At 70.5% G+C, this 25,043-nt stretch carries 24 protein-coding genes and 1 tRNA gene; 17 read left to right on the top strand and 8 right to left on the bottom strand.

The genetic code is table 11. From position 1 onward, the window contains the following. Position 1: 1 nt before the first annotated feature. Positions 2–2,293 carry a RelA/SpoT family protein gene (locus ASG74_RS13310; protein ID WP_056144380.1) on the top strand — a complete coding sequence of 764 codons (2,292 nt, stop codon included), beginning with the start codon at positions 2–4 and terminating at the stop codon, positions 2,291–2,293. A gap of 162 nt (positions 2,294–2,455) precedes the next feature. On the opposite strand, the gene ASG74_RS13305 is transcribed toward ASG74_RS13310, so the two are convergent. Both ASG74_RS13305 and ASG74_RS13300 read right to left on the bottom strand, forming a co-directional pair. After that, positions 2,456–3,961 carry a DUF349 domain-containing protein gene (locus ASG74_RS13305; protein WP_082569739.1) on the bottom strand — a complete coding sequence of 502 codons (1,506 nt, stop codon included), beginning with the start codon at positions 3,959–3,961 and terminating at the stop codon, positions 2,456–2,458. A gap of 2 nt (positions 3,962–3,963) precedes the next feature. Beyond that, the gene (locus tag ASG74_RS13300; RefSeq protein WP_056144377.1) at positions 3,964–4,752 is read right to left on the bottom strand and encodes a peptidylprolyl isomerase; all 789 of its coding nucleotides are present in this window, start codon (positions 4,750–4,752) and stop codon (positions 3,964–3,966) included. 57 nt (positions 4,753–4,809) lie between these two features. Between ASG74_RS13300 and ASG74_RS13295 the strand changes: the two genes are divergently transcribed. Both ASG74_RS13295 and hisS read left to right on the top strand, forming a co-directional pair. Continuing rightward, positions 4,810–5,511 carry an MBL fold metallo-hydrolase gene (locus ASG74_RS13295; protein ID WP_056144795.1) on the top strand — a complete coding sequence of 234 codons (702 nt, stop codon included), beginning with the start codon at positions 4,810–4,812 and terminating at the stop codon, positions 5,509–5,511. Further along, positions 5,508–6,857: a histidine--tRNA ligase gene (gene hisS / locus ASG74_RS13290; protein ID WP_056144374.1), complete on the top strand. Its 1,350-nt coding sequence runs from the start codon at positions 5,508–5,510 to the stop codon at positions 6,855–6,857. Before ASG74_RS13295 ends, hisS begins: the two co-directional genes overlap by 4 nt. Here the strand turns inward: hisS and ASG74_RS13285 are convergent. Beyond that, positions 6,820–7,431 (bottom strand): hypothetical protein, encoded by a 612-nt coding sequence (locus tag ASG74_RS13285; RefSeq protein WP_056144371.1) that lies wholly within the window; start codon positions 7,429–7,431, stop codon positions 6,820–6,822. The two genes, hisS and ASG74_RS13285, sit on opposite strands and share 38 nt — an antisense overlap. A 59-nt stretch (positions 7,432–7,490) precedes the next feature. Here ASG74_RS13285 and ald point away from each other — a divergent pair, with 59 nt between their 5' ends. From ald to der, 9 genes are all read left to right on the top strand, one after another. Then, a complete protein-coding gene (ald, locus tag ASG74_RS13280) occupies positions 7,491–8,606 on the top strand; it encodes an alanine dehydrogenase (RefSeq protein WP_056144369.1) in 1,116 nt (371 codons plus the stop codon). Positions 8,607–8,623: 17 nt separating this feature from the next. Then, on the top strand, positions 8,624–9,523 hold the full coding sequence (gene xerD, locus ASG74_RS13275; protein WP_082569738.1) for a site-specific tyrosine recombinase XerD: 900 nt from the start codon (positions 8,624–8,626) through the stop codon (positions 9,521–9,523). A 93-nt stretch (positions 9,524–9,616) separates the two neighbouring features. Then, a complete protein-coding gene (locus ASG74_RS13270; RefSeq protein ID WP_056144793.1) occupies positions 9,617–10,543 on the top strand; it encodes a ParA family protein in 927 nt (308 codons plus the stop codon). Between the two features lie 4 nt (positions 10,544–10,547). Further along, the gene (locus ASG74_RS13265; RefSeq protein ID WP_082569737.1) at positions 10,548–11,414 is read left to right on the top strand and encodes a segregation and condensation protein A; all 867 of its coding nucleotides are present in this window, start codon (positions 10,548–10,550) and stop codon (positions 11,412–11,414) included. Continuing rightward, a complete protein-coding gene (scpB, locus tag ASG74_RS13260) occupies positions 11,407–12,078 on the top strand; it encodes an SMC-Scp complex subunit ScpB (protein WP_056144358.1) in 672 nt (223 codons plus the stop codon). Before ASG74_RS13265 ends, scpB begins: the two co-directional genes overlap by 8 nt. After that, complete coding sequence (locus tag ASG74_RS13255; RefSeq protein WP_056144353.1) at positions 12,075–12,989, top strand: pseudouridine synthase; 915 nt, start codon at positions 12,075–12,077, stop codon at positions 12,987–12,989. Before scpB ends, ASG74_RS13255 begins: the two co-directional genes overlap by 4 nt. Next, a complete protein-coding gene (locus ASG74_RS13250; protein ID WP_056144349.1) occupies positions 12,986–14,080 on the top strand; it encodes a prephenate dehydrogenase in 1,095 nt (364 codons plus the stop codon). The genes ASG74_RS13255 and ASG74_RS13250 overlap by 4 nt, the downstream gene beginning before the upstream one ends. Before the next feature lie 32 nt (positions 14,081–14,112). Continuing rightward, positions 14,113–14,829: a (d)CMP kinase gene (gene cmk / locus ASG74_RS13245; RefSeq protein WP_056144347.1), complete on the top strand. Its 717-nt coding sequence runs from the start codon at positions 14,113–14,115 to the stop codon at positions 14,827–14,829. A gap of 97 nt (positions 14,830–14,926) precedes the next feature. Further along, positions 14,927–16,408, top strand: coding sequence for a ribosome biogenesis GTPase Der (der, locus tag ASG74_RS13240; RefSeq protein WP_442910088.1), 1,482 nt, complete (start codon positions 14,927–14,929; stop codon positions 16,406–16,408). Positions 16,409–16,482: 74 nt separating this feature from the next. Here the strand turns inward: der and ASG74_RS13235 are convergent, their stop codons facing one another. From ASG74_RS13235 to ASG74_RS13215, 5 genes are all read right to left on the bottom strand, one after another. Further along, entirely contained in the window at positions 16,483–17,520 is a 1,038-nt protein-coding gene (locus ASG74_RS13235) for a hypothetical protein (protein WP_056144341.1), read from the bottom strand. Continuing rightward, complete coding sequence (locus ASG74_RS13230) at positions 17,490–18,764, bottom strand: MFS transporter (RefSeq protein ID WP_056144338.1); 1,275 nt, start codon at positions 18,762–18,764, stop codon at positions 17,490–17,492. Before ASG74_RS13230 ends, ASG74_RS13235 begins: the two co-directional genes overlap by 31 nt. 122 nt (positions 18,765–18,886) lie before the next feature. Next, a tRNA-Pro gene (locus ASG74_RS13225) sits at positions 18,887–18,963 on the bottom strand. A 137-nt stretch (positions 18,964–19,100) separates the two neighbouring features. Then, on the bottom strand, positions 19,101–20,711 hold the full coding sequence (locus ASG74_RS13220; RefSeq protein WP_056144333.1) for a phospholipase D family protein: 1,611 nt from the start codon (positions 20,709–20,711) through the stop codon (positions 19,101–19,103). Then, positions 20,708–21,847 carry a MalY/PatB family protein gene (locus ASG74_RS13215; RefSeq protein WP_056144332.1) on the bottom strand — a complete coding sequence of 380 codons (1,140 nt, stop codon included), beginning with the start codon at positions 21,845–21,847 and terminating at the stop codon, positions 20,708–20,710. Before ASG74_RS13215 ends, ASG74_RS13220 begins: the two co-directional genes overlap by 4 nt. 36 nt (positions 21,848–21,883) lie before the next feature. Here ASG74_RS13215 and ASG74_RS13210 point away from each other — a divergent pair, with 36 nt between their 5' ends. From ASG74_RS13210 to gcvH, 5 genes are read left to right on the top strand one after another with little or no spacing between them, the layout of a single operon-like run. Further along, complete coding sequence (locus ASG74_RS13210; RefSeq protein WP_056144329.1) at positions 21,884–22,486, top strand: CDP-alcohol phosphatidyltransferase family protein; 603 nt, start codon at positions 21,884–21,886, stop codon at positions 22,484–22,486. Beyond that, positions 22,483–23,439, top strand: a complete 957-nt coding sequence (locus ASG74_RS13205) for a DUF881 domain-containing protein (protein WP_235498961.1) — start codon at positions 22,483–22,485, stop codon at positions 23,437–23,439. Before ASG74_RS13210 ends, ASG74_RS13205 begins: the two co-directional genes overlap by 4 nt. Then, positions 23,436–23,768 carry a small basic family protein gene (locus ASG74_RS13200; protein WP_056144324.1) on the top strand — a complete coding sequence of 111 codons (333 nt, stop codon included), beginning with the start codon at positions 23,436–23,438 and terminating at the stop codon, positions 23,766–23,768. Before ASG74_RS13205 ends, ASG74_RS13200 begins: the two co-directional genes overlap by 4 nt. A gap of 10 nt (positions 23,769–23,778) precedes the next feature. Continuing rightward, positions 23,779–24,546: a DUF881 domain-containing protein gene (locus ASG74_RS13195; RefSeq protein ID WP_056144320.1), complete on the top strand. Its 768-nt coding sequence runs from the start codon at positions 23,779–23,781 to the stop codon at positions 24,544–24,546. A 23-nt stretch (positions 24,547–24,569) separates the two neighbouring features. Continuing rightward, the gene (gene gcvH, locus ASG74_RS13190; RefSeq protein WP_056144316.1) at positions 24,570–24,959 is read left to right on the top strand and encodes a glycine cleavage system protein GcvH; all 390 of its coding nucleotides are present in this window, start codon (positions 24,570–24,572) and stop codon (positions 24,957–24,959) included. Positions 24,960–25,043: the final 84 nt, after the last annotated feature.

The following is a 25,043-nucleotide window of genomic DNA, read 5'->3' as shown; positions in this document are numbered from 1 at the left end:
CATGCCAGAGGAAACCACGCCGATTCCGGTGCGCAGCGGGGCCTCGGGCTCACAGCGCGCCCGGGCGCGTGCGCGGATCGCCCGCTTCGGTGGCGTCCGGCCCTCTGCCCACCCCGTCCTCGAACCGCTGCTGACCACGGTCCGGCGCACGCACCCCAAGGCCGACGTGTCCGTCATCGAGCGGGCCTACGACGTCGCCGAGCGCGCCCACGAGGGCCAGATGCGCAAGAGCGGTGACGCCTACATCACCCATCCGCTCGCCGTCACCACGATCCTCGCCGAGCTCGGCATGACGCCGCCGACGCTCGCCGCCGCGCTCCTGCACGACACGGTGGAGGACACCGACTACCGGCTGCCGCAGCTCGAGAAGGACTTCGGCGCCGAGATCGCGATGCTCGTCGACGGCGTCACCAAGCTCGACAAGGTGACCTACGGCCAGGCGGCGCAGGCCGAGACCGTGCGCAAGATGGTCGTCGCCATGGCGCGCGACATCCGCGTGCTCGTCATCAAGCTGGCCGACCGGCTGCACAACGCCCGCACCTGGCGCTACGTCTCCAAGGAGTCCGCGCAGCGCAAGGCCCGCGAGACGCTCGAGATCTATGCGCCGCTGGCCCACCGGCTCGGCATGAACACGATCAAGTGGGAGCTCGAGGACCTGTCGTTCCAGACCCTCTATCCCAAGGTCTACGACGAGATCGTGCGGCTGGTCGCCGACCGGGCGCCAGCGCGTGAGGAGTACCTCGCCACGGTGCGCGCCAGCGTCGAGGCGGACCTGCGCGCGGCCAAGCTCAAGGCGACGGTGACCGGGCGCCCGAAGCACTACTACTCCGTCTACCAGAAGATGATCGTCGGCGGTCGCGACTTCGAGGACATCTACGACCTCGTGGCCGTGCGGGTGCTCGTCGACACCGTGCGCGACTGCTATGCCGCACTCGGCGCGATGCACGCGCGGTGGACCCCGGTACCGGGCCGCTTCAAGGACTACATCGCCACGCCCAAGTTCAACATGTACCAGTCGCTGCACACGACCGTCATCGGGCCCGAGGGCAAGCCGGTCGAGATCCAGATCCGCACACACACCATGCACCGCCGGGCCGAGTACGGCGTGGCGGCCCACTGGAAGTACAAGGAGAAGCCGGGCGGGCCGCAGACCCCGTCGACGAGCAACACTGGCGCCAACGACATGGCGTGGCTGCGACAGCTCCTCGACTGGCAGAAGGAGACCGCCGACCCGGGGGAGTTCCTCGAGTCCCTGCGCTTCGAGATCAACGCCAGCGAGGTCTACGTCTTCACCCCCAAGGGACAGCTCGTCGGGCTGCCGGCCAACTCGACTCCCGTCGACTTCGCGTATGCCGTGCACACCGAGGTCGGTCACCGCACCATCGGTGCCAAGGTCAACGGGCGCCTGGTCCCGCTGGAGTCACGCCTCGACAACGGGGACACCGTCGAGGTCCTGACGTCCAAGGCCGACGGGGCAGGCCCCTCGCGTGACTGGCTGTCCTTCGTCAAGTCCGCTCGCGCCCGCAACAAGATCCGTCACTGGTTCACCCTCGAGCGGCGTGAGGAGATGATCGACAACGGCAAGGAGTCGCTCGCCAAGGCGATGCGCAAGCGCAACATGCCGGTCGCCCGGTTGTCCTCGGTCGAGTCGCTCACCGGTGTCGCCGAGGAGCTGCGGCTCAGCGGGATCGACGGACTGTATGCCGCGATCGGCGAGGGCCACGTCAGCGCCCAGCACGTCGTGGCCCGTCTGGTGGCCGCGCAGGGTGGCGAGGAGTCCAGCGACGACCTCGCCGAGGTCACGATGCCACGGCCGGTCTCCAACCGCCGGCGTCGTGCCGGTGACCCAGGTGTGGTCGTCAAGGGCACCTCCGACGTGTGGGTCAAGCTTGCCCGCTGCTGCACCCCCGTGCCGGGCGACGACATCATCGGGTTCGTCACGCGTGGGGCGGGCGTCTCGGTGCACCGCCGGGACTGCACCAACGCCTCGTCCCTGCTGAGCCAGGACGACAAGATCATCGAGGTCGAGTGGGCGCCGACCTCCAACAGCATCTTCCTCGTGCAGCTGGCCGTCGAAGCCCTTGACCGTTCTGCGCTCCTGTCCGACGTCACGCGGGTGCTCTCCGAGAGCGGCGTGAACATCCTCAGTGCGTCGGTGCACACCTCACGCGACCGCGTGGCCGGCCTGAAGTTCACCTTCGAGATGGGTGACCCGAGCCACCTCGACCACGTCATCCGCAGCGTGCGCGGCATCGCGGGCGTGTTCGACGCCTATCGCATCACCCAGAACTGAGACCCGTGGTGCGGTGGGGTGGGTGCGTTCGGCCCCTGACCGGAGCGCGCCAACAGGAAACGGCTCCGTGACACCGGAACCGGCGCGCGCAGGGCAGGGGACGACTGAGCGCCCACCCCACCGCGCAAGGGGCGACAGGACGGGCGCTCAGGGATGAGTGGGTCAGGCGCCGAACTCGTCGCCGGCGGCCTCGGCCTGCTTGAGCCACACCTGCTGCGACTCGAGCTTGGCGGTGAGGTCCTTGGCCTTCCTGTCGTTGCCCGAGGCGGTCGCCTTGGCGAGGTCGGCCTCGATCTGCTCGATGGAGCTGCGCAGCTGGGTCACCATGGAGTTGGCGCGGGCGGCAACCTCGGGGTTGGAGGACTTCCACTTCTTCTCGTCCTGCTCGCGCACGGCCGTCTCGATGCGGCGGAACGCCTTCTCGGTGCGGTCGATGTCGGCGCGCGGCACCTTGCCTGCGGCGTCCCACTTGTCCTGGACGGTGCGCAGCTGGGCCTTGGCCTTCTCGAGGTCGGTCACGGGCAGGATCTGCTCGGCCTCCTTGAGCAGCTCCTCCTTGACCGCGAGGTTGGCCCGGAACTCCTCCTCCTCGGCGGCGGAGACCTCGTCCTTGGCGTTGAAGAACGAGTCCTGGGCGGCCTTGAACCTCTCCCAGAGGGCGTCGTCCTCGCTGCGGGAGGCGCGTCCGGCCTGGCGCCACTGGTCCATGAGGTTCTTGAAGGCCCGGGCCGTAGGGCCCCAGTCCTTGCTGGTGGAGAGGGTTTCGGCCTCCTTGACGAGCGACTCCTTGGTCGACTTGGCGTCGGCCCGGGTGGAGTCGAGCTGCGCGAAGTAGGTGCGGCGCCCCTTGTCGAAGTGGTTGCGGGCGTGGCTGAAACGCTGCCACAGCGAGTTCTCGGTCGGCTTGTCGAGCTTGGTGCCCGAGCGCTGGTGCTGCTTCCACTGGTCGAGCAGGGTGCGCATCCGCTCGCCGCTCTGCTTCCACTGCGTCTGGTCAGGGTGCTGGCCGGCGATCTGCTCGGCCTCGGCCACGATGGCCTCGCGCTCGATTACGGCGGCCGCACGGGCCTGGGCACGGACGGCCTGCTCGGCCTCGCGCTTGCTCGCCAGGCTGGACTCGATGCCGGCGACGGTGGCGTCGAGGGCGGCGAGGTCACCGACGACGTGGGCGTCGGCGATGTGCTCCTTGAGGGTGCTCAGGCCGTCGGCCACCTCCTTGGCCTGGACGTCGGGGTTGGCCAGACGCTGCACGAGGAGGTCGGCCGAGGCGGCGAGCTCGTCGTACTTCCGGGCGAAGTACTGCAGGGCCTCGTCCGGGGTGGCGTTGGGGTAGGAGCCGACCTCGCGCTCCTCGTCGCCCACCGTGACGAAGACGTGGCCCTCGTCGTCGACGCGGCCGAACTGGGCTGAGTCGGAGCGGGCGTGCACGACCGGCGCCACTGCTGCAGGGGTGGGGCGGGCGGCCATCTTGGACGCGAGGGCTGCCGGTGAGGGGATGGCCGGCTTCGGCGCGGGGGTGGGAGCCACCGGAGCCTGGGCTTCGGGTGCCGGAGCGGCAGGCGTCTCGACCTCAGGAGCGGGCGTCGCCGAATCCTCGACCGGAGGCGCCTCGGCCTGGACCTCCGCGGGCTCGTCCACGGGGATGTTGCTCGTCGTCTCGTCGCTCACGGCTATGCCTTCTTCTCAGTCACTGCAACCCGAAGGATGCTGATGGGTGCCACGGGGGCACCGATGGTCTCCGACTCGCCGCCGGGCTGGACGCCCGCTGCAGCGATCTTGTCGACGATATCCAAACCCTTGGTCACCGTGCCGAAGACCGTGTATCCATCTGGGTCCGGAAGGCTCGTGTCGCCGTTGATGATGAAGAACTGGCCACCGTTGCCGGCCTTGGGGTCCGAGGTGCGCGCCATGGCGACCTGGCCGCGCTTGTAGCTGCCGTCCTTCGGGGCGTTCTCGACACCGAACCCGTAGCCGGGCGAGCCGTCGCCGGCGCCGGTCGGGTCACCGCACTGGAGCAGCTTGAAGCCCTCGCCGACCCCGAGACGGTGGCAGGGGGAGTTGATCCAGTAGTCGGCGCGCGCCAGCTGGATGAAGGACGAGACCGCCTGGGGCGCCTTGGCGCCGTCGAGGTCGAGAACGATGTCCCCGCAGTTCGTGGTCAGGGTGGCCGTCCACGTCTCCCCCTTGGCCAGCGCCTTGTCGGGCAGCTCCAGCTTGGCCGAGGTACCCAGCGGCTGTGGCGGTTGCGCGCACCCGGCAGCGGTCTGCTGCGGCTTCGCAGGCTTGTCGGGCCGCAGCGAGAGGGCGAGCCCGCCCACGAGCGCCACGACGATCGCGACCGTCGCCGCGATGGCCACGATGCGCGTGGTGCGCCCGCGCCTGTCCGCGTTGGCGGCCGCTGCCGCCTGCTGCTTCTCCCAGCGGCGGCGGGCCCGGTCCCGTTCCTGCTTCTTCGTCACGCGGGAGAGTCTAAGGACGGCGTATGCCGTTCGCGCACCCGACTAGGGTTGGGCGGCGTGTTGACCATCGCCTTCCCTGCCGCGGCCTTCGGGACCAACTGCTACGTCCTCGCCACGGGCGAGGGGGAGGAGTGCCTGGTCGTCGACCCGGGCATCGGGGTCGAGGAGACGCTGCGTGAGGTCCTCACCGAGCACCGGCTCAAGCCGGCAGCGGTCCTGCTCACGCACGGGCACATCGACCACGTCTTCTCGGTGACGCCGGTCTGCGGGGCGGACGCGGCGGCATACATCCACTCGGAGGACCGCTACCGGCTCGTCGACCCCATCAGCGGCCTCGACCAGGGGCTGGTCGGCATGCTCGAGCAGCAGTTCGGCCGCAAGGCCACGTGGACCGAGCCGAGCACCGTCGTCGAGGTGGTCGACCGAGAGACCCTCACCCTGGCCGGCCTCGACCTCGAGGTGCTGCACGCGCCCGGTCACACCGAGGGCTCAGTGATGTTCGGCCTCGAGCGGCTCCCGGAGGGCGTGCGTGCGCCCGAGGAGCTCGACCGCACGATGGTCACCGGTGATGTGCTCTTCGCCGGCTCCATCGGCCGGACCGACCTGCCGGGCGGGAGCCAGAAGGCGATGCAGCGTTCCCTCAGGGAGGTCGTGCTGCCCCTGCCCGACTCGACGCTGGTCCTGCCCGGTCACGGCGCTGCCACGAGCATGCGCCGTGAGCGGAGCACCAACCCCTACCTGCAAGGATTGAACGCGTGAAGGTCACCAGGCTCAGCGGCTTCCCCGAGTACCTCCCCTCCGAGCGGATCGTCGAGCAGCACTTCCTCGACGTCATCCGCGAGACGTTCGAGCTGCACGGGTTCACCTCGCTCGAGACGCGCGCCGTCGAGCCGGTCGACCGACTCGTCGGCAAGGGCGGCGACGCCGACAAGGAGATCTACGCGGTCACCCGCCTCGCCGACCAGAATGCCGAGACCGGGAGTCGAGCCGAACCAGGGCTGGGCCTGCACTTCGACCTCACCGTGCCCTTCGCCCGGTTCGTCCTCGAGAACGCGGGCAGGTTGACCTTCCCGTACCGCCGCTACCAGATCCAGAAGGTGTGGCGGGGGGAGCGGCCCCAGGAGGGTCGCTACCGCGAGTTCACCCAGGCCGACATCGACGTCGTCGACGTGGGAGAGCTGAGCCCCCACTTCGAGGCCGAGATGCCCTTGGTGATGGCCGAGATCTTCAGCAAGCTCCCGGTGGGTCGGATGACGATCCAGGTCAACAACCGCAAGATCCCCCAGGGCTTCTACGAGGGCATCGGCATCGACGACATCGCCGGCACGCTGCGCGTCGTCGACAAGCTCGACAAGATCGGTCCCGCCAAGGTCAGGGACCTCCTCGTGGAGGGCGGTCGCACCCCCGCGCAGGCCGACCAGTGCCTGGCGCTGGCAGCGATTCGCTCCGAGGACCTGTCGTTCGTCGACCAGGTGCGTGCACTGGGGGTCGAGCACCCCACCCTCGACGAGGGCCTCGAGGCACTGGCTGCGGTCATCCAGAGCGGTCTTGACAACGCTCCGGGAGCGATGGTCGCCGACCTCAAGATCGCCCGCGGGCTCGACTACTACACCGGCACGGTCTACGAGACCCAGCTCGAGGGCTACGAGTCGTGGGGGTCGTTCTGCTCGGGTGGGCGCTACGACGCCCTCGCGAGCGACGGGAAGACGACCTACCCGGGTGTCGGGATCTCGATCGGCGTCTCGAGGCTGCTCGGCCTCCTGCTCGGCAAGGGTCTTGTCACCGCGTCGCGCGCCACGCCGGCTGCCGTGCTCGTCGCCGTCGTCGAGGAGCAGTCGCGTCGGAGCTCGTCCGCGGTGGCGCAGGCTCTGCGCTCCCGCGGCATCGCCTGCGAGGTCGCGCCCAGTGCCGCGAAGTTCGGCAAGCAGATCCGGTATGCCGACCGCCGCGGGATTCCCTTCGTCTGGTTCCCCGGCGACGGCGACGTCGCCCACCAGGTCAAGGACCTCCGCAGCGGCGAGCAGGTGGACGCCGATCCGGCGTCGTGGACACCGCCGACGCAGGACCTCAGGCCGTCCGTGGTGGCAGCAGTCCAGAGTCCTTGAGCTCGAGCAGCGCCAGCGCCGTGATCGTGTCCCGGTCGCCCCGTCGCCAGGCGCCGCTGGGGTCCGACGACACCTTGGCCAGTACAGCCATCGGCTGGTTGGTCATGGCCCGCAGGGCAAACAGGTCGAGGTCCTCGTCGGCGTCGATGAAGTGCTGGGCGGCGGAAGCGCGTCGCACGAACCGCCCGCGGGCGAAGGCCCAGACGAGGACGACGATGACGATCGGGACGAGCGCGGTCGTCCACCCGATGAGGAGGGCGAACCGCTCCACGGCGCTCACGAGGTCGGTCCCGGCCTTCTCGATGTCGGTGCCGGCTCCCGCCGCGGACCGGAACGGCCCGGCGACGCGGTCGTCGAGCACGGGGAGGTTGTCGACACCGTCGCCCGCCGCGTTGAGCTTCTCGCGGAAGCCGGCCCCGGCGTCCTGGAGCTGTCGGCCCGGCTCCGCGAGGGCCATCGTCACGTCGTGGACCCGGTGACCGACCCACGCCCACAGGGCGACCCAGGCGAGCACGCCGACGTCGGCGAGGATCTGGCAGAGACGGCGTCCGGGCAGGTCTGCATAGAGCTTCACGCGTCCTAGACTCGCATCGCGGCACACCCACCGCAGCCTCAGGACAAAGGAGTGCTCAGGTGCGCATCGGGATTCCCACCGAGGTCAAGAACAACGAGTACCGCGTCGGCATCACCCCCGTGGGGGTGCACGAGCTCGTCAAGCACGAGCACGAGGTCCTCATCCAGGCGGGTGCCGGGCTCGGGTCCTCCATCACCGACGACGACTACGTCGCGCAGGGTGCCCGCATCCTCGACGATGCCGACGACGTCTGGGCCCAGGCCGAGATGGTGATGAAGGTCAAGGAACCCGTGCAGGAGGAGTACCACCGGCTGCGAGAGGACCTCACGCTCTTCACCTACCTCCACCTCGCTGCCGAGGGGGGACTCACTCGAGAGCTCGTCAGGGCGGGGACGACGGCCATCGCCTACGAGACCGTGCGGCTGCCCAACGGGCTCCTGCCGCTGCTCTACCCGATGTCCGAGGTCGCCGGCTGCCTGGCCCCCCAGGTGGGAGCGCACTCGCTGATGATGGCCAACGGCGGCCGCGGGGTCCTCATGGGTGGCGTCGGCGGGGTGGCCAGCGCCAAGGTGGTGGTGCTCGGCGGGGGAGTGGCCGGGCAGAACGCGGCCAACATCGCGCTCGGCATGGGCGCCGACGTGACCGTGCTCGACACCGACCTCGACAAGCTGCGCATGGTCTTCTGGCGCTGGCAGAACAGGATCAAGCAGCTCGCCAGCTCCACCCTCGCCGTCCGGCAGCAGGTGCTCGAGGCCGACATGGTCATCGGTGCGGTCCTCATCCCCGGCGCCAGGGCTCCCAGGCTCGTCACCAACGACATGGTCGCCGCGATGAAGCCGGGATCGGTCCTCGTGGACATCGCCGTCGACCAGGGCGGCTGCTTCGAGGACACCCATGCGACGACCCACGCGGACCCGACCTACCGGGTCCACGAGTCGACGTTCTACTGCGTGGCCAACATGCCCGGCTCCGTGCCCAACACCTCGACATGGGCCCTCACCAACGCCACCCTGCCGTATGCCGTCCGCCTCGCCAACCAGGGCTGGCAGCAGGCCCTGCGTGGCGACCCCGCGCTGGCGGAGGGCCTCAACACCCACGCCGGTGAGGTCGTCTACGCCCCGGTCGCGCAGGCCCACGGCCTGGAGCACCGGGAGCTCGCCGAGGTGTTGGCCTGAACGCGGTCGAGCGCTCGGTGCGGTCGTGGCTGACCCATCTCGACGTCGAGCGAGGCCTGTCGGCCAACACGCTCACGGCCTACCGGCGCGACCTGGCGCGCTGGACGGCATACCTCGCCGTGACCGGGATCGACGATCCCGCCAAGGTGAGCGAACAGCACGTCAGCGAGTTCCTCGCACGGCTGCGCGAGGGCGACGACGAGCACCCGCCACTGGCGGCGAACTCTGCCGCGCGCACCCTGGTCTCGGTGCGCGGGCTGCACAAGTTCCTCGTACTCGAGGGCGAGGTCGACGCCGACCCTGCGGCGGCGGTCAGTCCGCCACCTCCGCCGTCCAGGCTGCCCAAGGCGATCAGCGTCAGCGAGGTCGAGCGACTGCTCGACGCGGCGGCGGTCGGCGACACCCCCGCCTCCCTGCGGGACAAGGCGCTTCTCGAGCTGCTCTACGGCACGGGTGCCCGGATCTCCGAGGCCGTCGGACTCGACATCGACGACGTCGACCTGGACGCGGCAGTGGTGCGCCTCGAGGGCAAGGGGGGCAAGCAGCGGCTCGTGCCACTGGGGTCGTACGCCAAGGCGGCGCTCACGGCATACCTCGTCCGTGGGCGTGGCACCTTCTCGACGAAGGGCAGGGGGACACCCGCGATCTTCCTCAACCAACGGGGCTCGCGGCTCTCGCGCCAGAGTGCCTGGTCCATCCTGCGGGCCGCGGCGAGCCGAGCCGACCTCTCCGGGCACCTGTCACCGCACACCCTGCGGCACTCGTTCGCGACCCACCTGCTCGAGGGCGGTGCCGACGTGCGCGTCGTCCAGGAGCTGCTGGGACACGCGTCCGTGACGACGACGCAGGTCTACACGCTCGTCACGGTGCAGCAGCTGCGCGAGGTCTACGCACAAAGTCACCCCCGCGCCCGCTGATAGTGTCGTGCCGATCAGCGGGACGCTGACCGCCTGCACGCCAGTTCCGGGAGAGAGATGTATTCGTCGAACATCGAGGCCGTGGTGACCGAAATGGATGAGACCCCTGGGGTGGAAGAGATCGCCAGCACCGCGAGCCACGACGGTCACCTGCCCGGGACCGAGGACGCCGGACGTGGCCAGATGGGCCCGACCGGCCGTCCCATGCCCGTTTTCCCCGAGCCGGCGCCGCTGGCCAGCCACGGCCCGGCCCGCGTCATCGCGATGTGCAACCAGAAGGGTGGCGTCGGCAAGACCACGACGACGATCAACCTCGGCGCGACGCTGGCCGAGTACGGCCGACGGGTCCTGCTCGTCGACTTCGACCCGCAGGGCGCACTGTCGGTGGGCCTCGGCATCCCCGCCCACCAGCTCGACGTCACCGTCTACAACCTCATCACCGAGCGCGGCCACGACGTGCGTGACGTCATCCAGAAGACCAAGGTCGCGAACCTCGACGTCATCCCCGCGAACATCGACCTGTCGGCTGCGGAGGTCCAGCTCGTCGGAGAGGTGGCGCGCGAGCAGATCCTGGCCCGGGTGCTGCGGCCGGTGCTCGACGACTACGACGTCATCCTCATCGACTGCCAGCCCTCGCTTGGCCTGCTGACGGTCAACGCCCTCACGGCTGCGCACGGCGTGCTCATCCCGCTTGAATGCGAGTTCTTCGCGATGCGCGGCGTCGCCCTGCTCATCGAGACGATCGAGAAGATCACCGACCGCCTCAACCCGCGCCTCGAGGTCGACGGCATTTTGGCGACGATGTACGACAGCCGCACCCTGCACTCCAAGGAGGTCGTGGCGAGCGTCGTCGAGCACTTCGGCGACCGCGTCTTCCACACGGTCATCAGCCGCACGGTGAAGTTCCCGGACGCGTCCCTCGCGGCCGAGCCGATCACGACCTACGACTCGACCCACAAGGGCGCGAGTGCCTACCGGCAGCTGGCCAGAGAGCTCATCAGTCGTGGCGGAGCAGCCTGACACCATGACCGAGGCCCCCGGCGGAGTTCTCACCCGCCGGGCAGCCACGACGGCCTTCGAGGTCCACCTCGACGTGTACTCCGGGCCGTTCGACCTCCTCCTCGGTCTCATCTCCAAGCACAAGCTGGACATCACCGAGATCGCCCTGGCCAAGGTGACCGACGAGTTCATCTCGCACATCAAGGCCGAGCAGGCCAAGGGCGGTGATGTCTGGGACCTGTCGCAGGCCTCGGAGTTCCTCCTCGTCGCCGCGACGCTGCTCGACATCAAGGCTGCCCGGCTGCTCCCGCAGGCGGGCCCCGAGGACGAGGACGACCTCGCGCTCATCGAGGCGCGCGACCTGCTCTTTGCACGCCTGCTCCAGTACCGCGCCTTCAAGGACATCGCCCGCACCTTCGACGAGCGCATGGCGTCCGCAGGGCGGATGACAGCGCGGCAGGCCACCATCGAGCCGCAGTTCGCCAAGCTGCTGCCCGAGCTCGTCATGACGATCACCCCCGACCAGCTGGCCATGATCGCGGCCGCCGCGCTCACCCCCAAGGTCCCCGACACCGTCGGGCTCGGCCACCTGCACGCACCCGCCGTGAGCGTGCGCGAGCAGGCGAGCATCATCGGCGAGCGGCTGCGCCGCGAGGGCGTATCGTCCTTCCGCAGCCTGGTGCGTGACGCCGACAGCACGTTGGTCATCGTCGCCCGCTTCCTCGCCCTGCTCGAGCTGTTCCGTGAGTCCTCCATCAGCTTCGAGCAGGCCGAGGCCCTCGGCGAGCTCACCGTCCGCTGGACCGGGCCGATGGAGGGTGACATCGAGGTCGTCGACGAGTTCGACGAGAGCGCTTCCCCCACCGATCAGCGAGAGGCTGACCATGAGTGAGACACCCGTGACCGAGACCGCCGACCCGGAGCTGGGGCCTGCTGACGGGGCCGACGAGGGCATCGCGCCGGAGGTTCCGCAGGACCAGCTGGCCTTCGACGTCAACGACTACCCGGGGGGCCTGCGCAGCGCGATCGAGGCCGTCCTCATGGTGGTCGACGAGCCCGTGACCGAGCTCGAGATCGCCTCCGCCCTGGAGATCCCGGTCCCGGACGTCGAGAGCGCCCTGGCCGAGCTCGAGGAGGGGTATGCCGCGCAGCAGCGGGGCTTCACCCTGCGGCAGGTCGGTGGTGGCTGGCGCATCTACAGCCGGTCCGACTACGCACCGGTCGTCAGCAAGTTCATCCTCGCGGGGCAGCAGGCCAAGCTCACCCAGGCCTCCCTCGAGACCCTGGCCGTCATCGCCTACCGGCAGCCGGTGTCCCGAGCGCGGGTCTCGGCGGTGCGCGGTGTCAACGTCGACGGCGTCGTCCGGACCCTGCTCACTCGCGGCCTGATCGAGGAGGTCGGCACCGACGAGGAGTCGACCGCCACCTTCTACGGCACCACGTCCTACTTCCTCGAGCGGCTCGGCCTGCAGACGCTCGATGACCTACCAGCCCTGGCTCCCTACCTTCCGGAGGTCGACATGCTCGACGAGATCGCAGAGAGCGGCCGGGCATGACCCCGCCGCAGAACCGACGCGGCGGACCCGCGAAGAAGTCCGGCAGCAGCAGTGGACGCGGACCCGCCTCGGGCGGACGTCCCGGTGCAGGTGGGGCCGGTCGCGCGCGCGGCGTGGGCACGACCAAGAAGAGCCAGCCCACGGGCCTGCCCAACCGGCCCAAGCAGGCCAAGGTCGACGTGCACGACCCCGACGGCATCCGCCTCCAGAAGCTCCTCGCCTCTGCCGGCGTGGGCTCACGCCGGGTCTGCGAGCAGATGATCACCGAGGGCCGGGTGGAAGTCGACGGACAGGTCGTCACCGAGCTCGGGGTGCGCATCAATGCCGAGCAGGTCGTCCACGTGGACGGCGTGCGGGTCACGCTCGACGAGACCCGGGTCTACCTCGCCTTCAACAAGCCGCTCAACGTCGTCACCTCGATGAACGACGACCTCGGGCGCATCGACATCGGCGACTACTTCGGCGACCGCAAGGAGCGCCTCTTCCACGTCGGGCGACTCGACTCCGACACCGAGGGACTGCTGCTGCTGACCAATGACGGCGACCTCGCCCACCGTCTGCAGCACCCCAAGTACGGCGTGCTCAAGACCTACCTCGCGCAGATTCGCGGACCGGTCCCGCGCGACCTCGGCAAGAGGCTGCGCGAGGGCATCGAGCTCGAGGACGGTCCGGTCAAGGTCGACTCGTTCCGCGTCGTCGACCACCAGCCCGGCAAGGCGATCGTCGAGGTGGTCCTGCACGAGGGGCGCAAGCACATCGTTCGCCGCATGCTCGCCGAGGCAGGCTTCCCGGTCCTCTCACTGGTGCGCACCCAGATCGGACCGATCCGGCTCGGCGACACCAAGCCCGGCAAGTTCCGCCGCCTCACCAAGGGTGAGGTCGGCGACCTCCACACCGCGGCGGGGATGTGACCGAGCGCCGGGTGCCGGCCGGCGTGCACATCATCGGCACCGGGTTGATCGGGACCAGCCTGGGGCTGGCGCTGACACGCTCCGGTGGCACGGTGACGCTCGAGGACCTGTCGAGCACCAACGCTGCGCTGGCCCGGGACCTCGGCGCCGGTCAGACCTCCACGGCCGCCGAACCTGACCTCGTGGTGGTCGCCACCCCGCCGGACGTCACCGCGGCGTGTGTCGCCGCGGCCCTGGAGCGCTGGCCGGCAGCGGTCGTCACCGACGTCGCCTCGGTCAAGGGGCTCGTCATCGACGGCCTGCGTTCTCGCGGAGCCGACCTGACCCGCTTCTGCGGCTCGCACCCGATGGCCGGTCGCGAGCGCAGCGGCGCCGTCGCAGGGCGGCACGACCTCTTCCACGGACGGGCGTGGGTCCTCACGCCCACCCCGGAGACCGGCGCCGACGCGCGCGCCCTCGTCGCGGAGGTCGCCCGGTCCGTCGGCGCCGAGGTCCTCACGCTTGAACCGGTCGAGCACGACGCGGCCGTCGCCTCGGTGTCGCACGTGCCCCAGCTCATGGCCAGCCTCGTCGCGGCGCGCCTGGAGCACCTCGCAGAGTCCTCGGTCGCCCTGTCCGGGCAGGGGATCCGTGACGTCACCCGCATCGCGGCCAGCGACCCCCACCTGTGGACCCAGATCCTGTCGGGCAATGCCACGGCAGTGCGCGAGGTCCTTGTCTCGCTCGCCGGCGACCTCGACGGGGTCATCGAGGCCCTCGAGGCGCTCGGTGCCGATGACGACGCACCGGGCGCGCGCGGGACGCTGGCCCGGGCCATCGCGGCAGGCAACGCCGGCCACGCACGCATCCCCGGCAAGCACGGAGCGGCACCCACGGCATACGCGACCGTCCGGGTGCTCATCCCGGACGAGCCGGGCCAGCTCGGGCGGCTGTTCGCCGACGTCGGCTCCACCGGGACCAACATCGAGGAGTTCCACCTCGACCACGGACTGGGCCAGGCGTTCGGTCTCGCCGAGATCGACGTCGTGCCCGCAGCGGCAGCCGCGCTCTCCGACGGGCTGGAGCAGCGGGGTTGGCGTCTGCACGGCTGAGGTCGCTTCGCCGACCACCTAGGCTGTCCGCCATGACGAGCGCCCCCGCACCCCTCACCATCGCCATCGACGGGCCCTCGGGGTCGGGCAAGTCCAGTGTCTCCAAGGCCGTCGCGGGACGCCTCGGCGTGGGATACCTCGACACCGGTGCGATGTACCGCGCGCTCACGTGGTGGTGCCTGGACCAGGGCGTCGAGCTCACGGACCAGACCGCGGTCGTCGCTGCGGCACAGGGCATGCCGCTCGAGCTGTCGACCGACCCGCAGGACCAGCGGGTCGTCGTCGGTGGCACCGACGTGACCGACGACATCCGCACGACCGCCATCAGCTCCGAGGTCTCCAAGGTGGCCACCAACACCGGTGTCCGCCCGATCCTCCAGCAGGCCCAGCGCGACCGGATGGCCGCCATCGCGGCGCAGACCGGCGGTGTCGTGGCGGAGGGACGCGACATCACCACGGTCGTCGCGCCCGACGCCCTCGTGCGACTCCTGCTCACCGCCAGCGAGGAGGCGCGCCTGCGTCGACGGTCGGCCGAGGTCCACGGCAGCGCCGACGAGGCAGCCATCGCGGCGACCCGTGACCAGGTCCTGCGTCGCGACCGCGACGACTCCGCCGTCTCGCAGTTCACCGTGGCGGCCGACGGGGTCGTCACCGTCGACACCTCGGACCTCGACTTCGACGAGAGCGTCGAGGCGGTGCTGGCCGTCGTCGCCTCCGTCGCGGGACACGCGCAGCCCGACATTCGGTGACCAAGGGCGGACGGCATACCGGCTGGCGCGCTGCCGGTGGCCGCGCCCGCTGGCCTCCGGGACCGAGCATGCGGTGACCTGAGGGAGAATGGATGGCATGAACACCCCCGACACCGACGAGACCGTGGCTGACGATGGGGCGCTGGACGAGTCCGTCACGCACGCCCTGCGTGCCGGCCTGGACGACTTCGAGCTCAGCGAGGAGGACCTCGCACTCGTCGACCGTGGCGACAACGCCATCGACGACGACGCGTTCGAGGGTGCCGTGCCGGTCGTCGCCGTCGTGGGCCGGCCCAACGTGGGCAAGTCGACGCTGGTCAACCGCATCATCGGTCGCCGCGAGGCGGTGGTCGAGGACGTGCCCGGCGTGACGCGTGACCGCGTCGCCTACGACGCCGAGTGGACCGGGACCCGCTTCACCCTCGTCGACACCGGGGGCTGGTCCGTCGACGCCAAGGGCATCCACCTGCGGGTCGCGGAGCAGGCCGAGATCGCGGTCGAGCTCGCGGACGCCGTCCTCTTCGTCGTCGACGCCGTCGTGGGTGCCACCGACGACGACGCCAGTGTCGTCAAGCTGCTGCGCCGTTCGGGCAAGCCCGTCATCCTCGTGGCCAACAAGGTCGACGACCAGCGCACCGAGGCGGACGCCGCCGCCCTGTGGAACCTTGGGCTGGGCCAGCCCTGGCCCGTGTCGGCGCTGCACGGCCGGGGGAGCGGTGACGTCCTCGACGCCATCCTCGACGTCCTGCCGGACACGTCCGCGGTCAGTGCCTACCAGCGCGGCGGGCCGCGTCGCGTGGCGCTGCTCGGTCGACCCAACGTGGGCAAGTCCTCGATGCTCAACAAGCTCGCCGGATCCGAGCGCGTCGTGGTCGACGACGTGGCCGGCACCACGCGTGACCCCGTCGACGAGTTCATCGAGCTGGGCGGCAAGACGTGGCGCTTCGTCGACACCGCAGGCATCCGTCGTCGCGTCCACCAGACCCGCGGCGCCGACTTCTACGCCTCGCTGCGCACGCAGACCGCACTCGAGAAGGCCGAGGTGGCCGTCGTGCTCGTCGACGCCTCCGAGGCGATCACCGAGCAGGACATCCGGGTCATCCAGCAGGTGGTCGACGCCGGCCGCGCACTGGTCGTGGCCTACAACAAGTGGGACCTCACCGATGAGGAGCGACGTCGCTACCTCGAGCGCGAGATCGAGCGTGAGCTCGTGCAGATCCCGTGGGCTCCGCGCGTCAACGTCTCCGCCGCGACCGGGCGTCACATGGACCGCCTGGTGCCTGCCCTCGAGACGGCGCTCGAGTCCTGGGACTACCGCGTCCCCACCGGCCGCCTCAACGCGTTCCTCGGCGAGATCGTCGCCGGTCACCCGCACCCGGTGCGCGGTGGCAAGCAGCCCCGCATCCTCTTCGCCACCCAGGCGTCGACGCGGCCGCCGCGCTTCGTCCTCTTCGCCTCCGGCTTCATCGAGGCGGGCTACCGCCGCTTCGTCGAGCGCCGCCTGCGTGAGGAGTTCGGCTTCGAGGGCACGCCCATCGAGGTCTCCGTGCGGGTTCGCGAGAAGCGCTCTCGCCGCTGAGGCGCTTCGTCGCCGGCCCTTGCGCTCGGTGGGCGCTGGGGTGGCGTCGAGGCTCCGCCGGTTCGGGTAGCCACTCAGCGCACCACCGCAGGTGACCACGCGCCGGGGATGAGCACCTCTGCCGGGCCCGAGCCATCGGACGGGGACACCCACACGTCCGAGGTCGCTCCGCCGCCGACCGGCGCCAGCCCGAACATGACGTGGCCCTCGTCCAGCCACTCGATCTGGTCGTCCACGCTGCGGGGAGACTGCACCACGCGCTCCCTACCGTCGGCGAGCGTGCGGACCTTGACCTCCCACGTCGTGGGGCCGGTCGCACTCTTGTAGGCGAGCAGCTTGCCCGAGGGTGACAGGGAGGGGCATTCGGCCGCCACGTCGAGCAGGGCGAGGGTGCGGTCCCTGATGTCGCCCTTCGCGAGGTGACGGGTGGAGCCGGTCATCACGGTGGCGTAGAAGGAGGTGCCTCCTGGGGCGAAGGTGACCCCCCAGACGTTGATGTCCTTCGCGTGGAAGGGGCGAGCGTGGCGGGTGAACGAGAACTTCTCGACGTTGCCGAGCGAGGTGCCGGACTCCATGTCGTAGATCTCGGTCTGGGTCGAGAACCCGCCCTGCGAGTACGAGTGGCCGACGACGAAGGTGGTGGTGGCCGCCCACCGGCCATCCGGGGACACACGTGCGCGGTTGGGGATCCCAGGAGTCGCCAGGCTGTAGCGCACCGACAGGTCCGGGCCCAGCAGCAGGACGCGTGCAGTCGTCACCGCCGACCGGTCGACCTGCAGGCAGATCCCGCCGCGACGGCTCATGTGCACCCGCTCGCACTGGAGGTCGGAACGGGAGGGCGTCGCGCCGGGGTCTGCGAGGGGAACCGTGCCGACGGTGCCGTAGCCCTGGTCGGCCACGGTCCGCCGGAAGGCGATGTAGTCCCCGCGAGTGTCCGGCGCGGCGGACGGCGACGTGGCGGACGTCGGCGCCTTGACGGTCGACGCGCCGCGTGCGGCCAGGAGGAGGTAGCCGAGTGCCCCGCCCATCGTCAGCACGGCCACCACCACGAAGGTGACGAGCCGGACCCGAGTGGCCGTCATCAGCCGGCCACCGAGGTCGAGGTGCGCCACACGGCCCTCGCGGCGACGCCCAGGGCCAGGGCCAGGCCACCACCCATGAGGAGGTAGGCCGGGTTCGCGCCGAGCCGGCCCGAGAGGATGCCGAAGCCCAGGGACGACACGAATCCCGCGAAGGCCACCACGGTGGCAGCCAGTGAGAGTCCCGAGGCCCGGGACACCTCGGGCAGCGTCGACGAGACGGCGGCGGCCAGCACTCCGTCGGTCGCGGCGTAGTAGAGCCCCAGGAGGAGGAGTGCGAGCACGACCGTGGAGACCGTCCCCAGGGGCCCGACGACCACGGCATACACAGCGAGCAGGGCCACGTGCCCGGCGAGGTAGACGCGCATGCGCCCCCATCGGTCGGCAAGCCGCCCGACAGGCAGCGCGAACACCGTGTAGGCCAGCGCCAGTCCGACCGCGAGCAGGGGAAACACCCGCGCCAGGTCCTCGTCGCGGTCGAGCAGGGCGAGGAAGACGAAGGCGTCGCTGACGGTGAAGACGGTGAGCAGGCCGGCGAGCCCGACCCGACGTACGAAGGGGCGCAGCTGAAGGAGGGCACGCAGGTCGGCCCCGGTGAGCCGCGGCGGCGCGGCCACGAGCGGCACCGCTGCACTCTCGACCGGGTTCCGCGCCGGGACCAGGAGGACGAGGACGGCCAGCCCGAGGAACGCGAAGGCCGTGCTGACGACGAAGACCGCGTCGTAGTCCCCCGGCAACAGGAGAAGGATGCCGAACGCCATGAGCGGGCCGATCATCGCGCCGATGGTGTCCAGGGCGCGATGGACACCGAAGTTCCAGCCCAGGTCCTCGGGGTGGGAGGCAGCGGCGATCATCGCGTCGCGCGGAGAGGTGCGGATCCCCTTGCCGACGCGGTCGACGGAGATGAGCCCCGCCACGCCGACCGCCGTCGAGGCGACGAGCAACAGGGGTCGGGTCACGGCCGAGAGCGCGTACCCAGCGGAGGCCACGAGCTTGGGTCGGCCCAGCCGGTCGGACACCACCCCGGCGCCGAGCCTCGAGACGACCGAGACTCCTCGGTAGAGCCCGTCGACGAGCCCGAACTGGGCGGGGGAGAGCCCCAGCTGCAGGACGAGGAAGACCGGGAGCACCGCCGTGAGCATCTCGGAGGAGACGTCGGTGAGGAGACTGGTCAGGCCGAGCAGGACCACCACCCGGGGGGCGGCCCGCCGGGCCCGCGGGTCGGTCCGCACGCTGGAGCGCCGGCCGAGCGGCAGGTTGCGGATCGAGACGTACACAGGCGCTCCCGGAGGTCGGGTGCGTCAACTGTAGGAGCCGGTCGCGTCGACTGTCCCGAGATCACGAAACCCCGAACCCTCTCGAGGGTCCGGGGTTCTTGCCGATGTCCTGCGACATCATGTGGTCGGGCTGACAGGATTTGAACCTGCGACCCCTTGACCCCCAGTCAAGTGCGCTACCAAGCTGCGCCACAGCCCGTGGCTTGCTCTCGCGTTGCCGCTCAAGCGAACGAAACCATATCCCATGGGTGTCGCCCCGGCCGAATCGGTCCTCGGTCCTGCCAAGGGCGTCACGGGTGACGCGTTCCGCAGGACCGGGGACGTGCGCCGGGAACCTCAGAACTCCTGTCGGGAGCGCAGCTGTCGCGGGCGCCCGTCGGGGTCACCGAGCAGCCGCTGCGGCACCTCGAGACCGCGGCGACGCCACGGCCTCATCGACGGAGCGGCGAGCGGTCGCAGCCGGCCTGTCGGGCGTGGACCGAGCATGCCGCCCTCGTGCCAGGACTGCAGGGCCGAAGCGCACGCCGCGAACGCCTCGAACATCGCCGGACCGGACACGCAGTCGGCCATCGCGCGCTCGTGCGCCCCACCGGACAGTGGACGGCCCAGGTGCTCAGCTGCCAGGCGCAGCCGCAATGAGCGCGCATAGGGCGAGTGGTCCAGCCCGGCGTCCTCGATGACGAGGGCGGCCAGCTCGGAGTCGTGCGTCCAGGACCGGCGGTTGACGTTGTCCGAGCCGATGGTGGCGTACCAGTCGTCGACGACCACGACCTTGGCGTGCACGTAGATCGGCCATCCCGTGGTGTTCTCGATGCCGTAGGCCGCGAAACGACCCGGTGCGGCTGCCGTGAGCTGCTCGATGGCCTGCTGCCGTCCCTCCCACTGCATCCGCTCGCCCACGCCCTCGACGTCGGGCCGGTGGGGGAGCACCGCCACCATGTGGAGACGGGGGTTGGCAGCGAGTGCGTCCGCGAAGGCGGCGGTGATGCTCGAGGACCAGAGGTACTGGTCCTCGACGTAGATGAGGTCGCGGGCCTGGGCGACGGCCTTGCGGTGGGCCCGGGCGATGGAGCGCTCACCTGACGGCGCGAAGGGGTAGGCCCGTCCCCGGCGCAGGTGTGGATAGGTGCGGAGCAGCTGGACGACGTGGGCCCCATCCTTCACGGGCGGAGGTGGAGGGTTCTGCGGTGGCAGCGGCGTCGGGGTGTCGCGAACCTTGCTCAGCTTGTCGCGCAGGCGCGAGTGCAACGCCGGTGTCAGCGGGCTGGGGTCCTCCCACCTCTCACGGAACACGGTCTCGACGTCGGCGACCGCCGGCCCGCTGATGGCGCAGTGCACGTCGTGCCACGCCGGACGAGGCCCGTAGTCCGCCGCCAGTGGGTCCGGTTGCGGGTCACCGTGGTGCGAGGAGGAGTCGCGCCGCGAGGAGGCCAGGTCGATGCCGCCCACGAACGCGACATCGCGGCTGGGGTCGTCACGGTGGCGGACGACCACGAACTTCTGGTGGTGTGCGCCGCTGCGACGGACACGCATGTCCAGCAGCACCTCGGCGTGCTCGTCGTCCTCGTCCGCGAGCGCCTCGGCGACCTCGCGGTTCTCCTCCGCCGCGAAGTCGATCTGGTCGGTGTGCGAGCGCCAGACCAGCCCCCGCACCTGGACCCGCCGGTTCTCGGCTCGGTCGAGGACGGTCAGGACGGCGCTGGAGGGGTCGTCGGTGAGGCGCTCGTCGCCGTCGACCTGCCAGCCGGCGAAGAGCACGAGGTCACCCTCTGTCGTGGCCTCGAGCACGCGGTGGAGCTCGGCGAAGTAGTCGGCGCCGTCGACCAGCGGTCTCACGACGTTGCCGGTGGACCAGGCCTGCGCACCGGGATGGGCGTCGTCGACGCGGGTGTGGGGGTTGTCGCGCTCCGTCGACGAGAGCAGCCAGCGCCTCACGTCCTGGTTCATGCGACGGTGGCCATGCGTTCGACGGCCTCGGTGAGGATCTCCGGGGACGTGGCCAGGTTGACCCTGACAAAGCCGCGACCGGTCTGCCCGAACGACGGCCCCGACGAGAACGCCACGCGCCCGCGCTCGCGCAGCACCACAGCCGGGTCCTCGCCCCAGTCGAGCGCGCGGCAGTCGAGCCATGCCAGGTAGGTGGAGGCGGGCACGGCATACCCGATGTCCGGGAGGTGCTGCGAGAGCAGGCGAGCGAGCAGCTCGCGGTTGGCGCCGACCTCCTCGATGACCTGGCCCAGCCACGCGCGCCCGTGAGTCCAGGCGGCGACGGCGGCCACCTGCCCGAGGTGGCTCGCACCGTGGCTGTGCACCTCGTGGAGGGTCACCTCGCTGGGTGCCTCTGCGCCGAGGACCACGACGGCGGACCGCAGCCCGGCGAGGTTCCACGCCTTGGAGGCAGCGAACAGGCTCACCGCACGCTCGCCTCCGGGCACCGTCAGGAAGGGCGTGAACACCCCGTCGTGGACGATCGGTGCGTGGATCTCGTCCGAGACGACCAGCACCCGGTGACGGTTGGCGACCTCGGCCAGGCCGGTGAGCTCATCCCTCGTGTGCACCGTGCCAGTGGGGTTCTGGGGGTTGCACAGCAGGTATGCCGTCCGCTCGCCGCCTGCTGCCAGCTCGCCGAACGTGCGGTCCAGGGCCCCCAGGTCGAGCCGCCCGCCGGGGGACAGGGGAGCGTCGACGATCCGGCGCCCGGTCATGTCGACGAAGTCGAAGAACGCGTTGTAGACCGGGGAGGACACGACGACGGGCCCGCCCGGCGAGGTGGCCCGTCGCAGGATCTCACTGAGGCCGATCATGACGTCCGCGACGGGAGAGATGCGGGAGGTGTCGATCGCCCAGGACCAGGTGTGGCCGGCATACGCCACGGCCGCCGCCACGAAGTCCCGGCCGAGCGGGTAGCCGGTGTCCCCGCGGCGCAGCGCGGCAGTGACCGCCTCGACGACGGGCTCGCACGGTGCCGCGTCCATCTCCGCCACCCACAGGGGCAGCACGTCGTCGTCGTACAGGCCCCACTTCACACCGGTGCGGCGCGCGCGCCAGGTCGAGGCGTCGCCGGCGAGGATGCGGGGAGTCATGGGCCGACTCTAGACAGGAACACATAGGCTGCGGGCATGACTGCCGGTGAGAGCGTTCGGGGAACCGACAGCGCCCCGATGGAGCGCATCCTCACCCTCCCCAACGTCCTGTCCGCGCTGCGACTGCTCGGCGTCCCGGCGTTCATCTGGGCCATCGCCACCCGGCACGACGCCATCGCCCTCGTCATCCTCATGGCGTCCGGTGTCACCGACTACCTCGACGGCAAGATCGCCCGCCACTACGGGTTGGTCTCGCGGGTCGGCCAGCTGCTCGACCCCATCGCGGACCGCCTCTACATCGTCACCACCCTCGTCGGGCTCGCGTGGCGCGACATCATCCCCTGGTGGCTGGTGGCGGTGCTCTTCGCCCGTGAGGCGTTCATGGCCGTCGTGGTGCTCATCGCGAAGCGCTACGGCTGGGTGGGCCTGCCCGTGCACTTCATCGGCAAGGCCGCGACCTTCAACCTCCTGTACTCGTTCCCGGCCCTGCTCATGGCCGACGGCGACGGCTGGCTCGCGTCGTTCGCGCGGCCGGTCGGGTGGGGCTTCGCGTGGTGGGGCACCGTCCTGTACTGGGTCGCCGGAGTCCTGTATGCCGTGCAGCTGCGGCAGCTCATCGCTCGCCGCGGTGCCCCGTGAGTCCGCAACCAGGCACCCCGCAGGCACCGATCCCGCAGGCACCGACTCCGCAGGCGCCGTCCCCGCAGCGCCGGCCGGACGCCTCGATGACCCTCATCACCTCCATGCTGGAGCGACCGCTCGACCCCGGCTACGCCGCGGCCGCCGAGCGGCGCGAGGAGGCGGGGCTGCCACGCGCCACCGGCCTGCGGTCGCCGGCGCTCATCGTGTTCGCGGTCGTCATCGGCGTGCTCGTGGGGATCGCCGCCATCCAGCTGCGCGGGGGAGAGACGACCAGGCAACGCACCAAGGCCAGCCTCATCCAGCGCATCGAGAGCCAGCAGAAGATCGTCGACACGCGAGCAGCGCAGGCCGGGGCGCTGCGCTCCGAGATCGCGGCCCTCGACGCCGAGACCCTGCGCGACGTGAGTGAGTCGCTGGCCCAGGACGTCGAGCGCCTCTCACTCGTCGCCGGTGCCGTGCCCGTGCGTGGACCGGGCTTCGTCGTGACCGTCGACGATGCCCCGACCACCGATGAGGGCGGGACCAACAGCGACCCCCGCGCGGAGGCGGCCTCGACCGACGGCAAGGTCATCGCCCGCGACCTGCAGATCCTCACCAACAGCCTTTGGGAGGCCGGTGCCGAAGCCGTGGCCGTCAACGGCCAGCGGCTGACCTCCACCGCCTCCATCCGCTTCGCCGGGGAGGCGATCCTCGTCGACTACCGACCGCTCAAGCGGCCCTACGTCATCAGCGCCATCGGCGACCCGGGCTCCATGCCGGCCACGTTCGCCGATGGCAACGGCGGCACCTACCTGTCGACCCTCAAGAGCTCGTTCGGCATCCGTGTCGAGACCAAGGTCAGCCGGGAGATCACGATTCCGGCGTCGGCGACGCTCGGTACCAGGGCAGCCACGGTCGCGGATAAGGTCGAGGGCGCATCCACGCCGCCGTCCGAAGGAGAGTCCCCGTGATCCCCGCGCTGGGCCTGGTCATCGGCATCGTCGCAGGCGTGCTCATGCAGCCCGAGGTGCCCGTGTGGCTGCAGCCCTACCTGCCCATCGCCGTCATCGCCGCCCTCGACGCGGTCTTCGGTGCGGTGCGGGCGGTGCTCGACGGGATCTTCAACGACAAGGTCTTCGTGATCTCGTTCCTGTCCAACGTCGTGGTCGCGGCCTTCATCGTCTTCCTCGGCGACCAGCTCGGCGTGGGTAGCCAGCTCTCGACCGGCGTCGTCGTCGTGCTCGGCGTCCGCATCTTCTCCAACGTCGCCTCCATCCGCCGGCACCTCTTCAACGCGTGAGCCCCCGGCCATGAGTTCCAGCACACCTCCGCCGACGCCGTCGCCGAGGTCCGGCACCGCCTGGCACCGGCTGGGCCGTGCGGGCCGTCCGCGCCCGACGAAGGCCAACGTCCTGGCCACGCTGCTGGCCCTCGGCCTTGGCTTCGCCATCGCCGCCCAGGTGCACCAGACCTCGATCGAGGGGCTGGAGAACCTGCGTGGGGACGAGCTCATCCGCATCCTCGACACCGTCGACCAGGACGGCAACCGGCTGGCCGACGAGATCCAGACCCTGAGGTCCTCACGCGACCGGCTCAAGAGCGACACCACCAGCCTCGCCGAGGCCCAGAAGGCCGCGCAGCAGCGTCTCGACTCGCTCGCCATCCTGGCCGGCACGGTGCCGGCCCGCGGGCCGGGCATCGTGCTCACGATCCGCGACCCCGAGGACGGCGTCACCGCCCCTCTACTGCTCGACGCGCTGCAGGAGCTGCGGGACGCCGGAGCCGAGGCCGTCCAGATCAACGGCGTCCGCGTGGTGGCCAACACCTACTTCGCCGACAAGGATGGTGGGATCGCCATCTCCGGCAAGAAGGTCACGGCGCCCTACGTCGTGACGGCCATCGGTGACGGCTCGACGCTCGCCTCGGCGATGGAGATCCCCGGGGGAGTCACGAACTCCGTCCGCAGCGTGGGTGGGCAGGCCGACGTCCAGGCCAAGGACACCGTGACGGTGTCCGCATTGCAGACCGTTTCCGAGCCTCAGTACGCTCGACCCGTTCCCAGTCCGACCACGTCCTGAACCGAACCTGAAGGAGCCCAACGATGAGCGACCTCGAGTACCCGAGCGACCTGCGCTACACCGCCGAGCACGAGTGGGTGCGCTCGAACGAGGACGGCAGCGTGCGCATCGGCATCACCTCCTTCGCCCAGGACGCACTCGGCGACGTCGTCTACGTCAGCCTTCCCGCCGTGGGCGACTCCGTCGCCGTGGGTGACGCGTGCGGTGAGGTCGAGTCGACCAAGTCGGTCAGCGACCTCTACGCCCCGGTCGCGGGCGAGATCGTCGCCGTCAACGCCGCGCTCGACGCCTCGCCCGAGCTCGTCAACTCCGACCCCTACGGAGAGGGCTGGATGTACGAGCTGCGCCTCAGTGACCCCGCAGCGGTCGACGGGCTCCTCGACGTCGAGGCCTACCAGCAGCAGCTCGGCTGATTCGGCGGCGTTGCACAGCACTTCTCCTGTTCATCCCTCGAGCGGTCATCTAGGGTGAGTGCTCCAGACGAGCAGCCGTGGAGA

This window comes from Knoellia sp. Soil729, assembly GCF_001427985.1.
Classification (GTDB): Bacteria; Actinomycetota; Actinomycetes; order Actinomycetales; family Dermatophilaceae; genus Knoellia.
The sequence above is the reverse complement of the archived record's forward strand: the minus strand, read 5'-3'. Positions and strand labels throughout refer to the sequence as shown.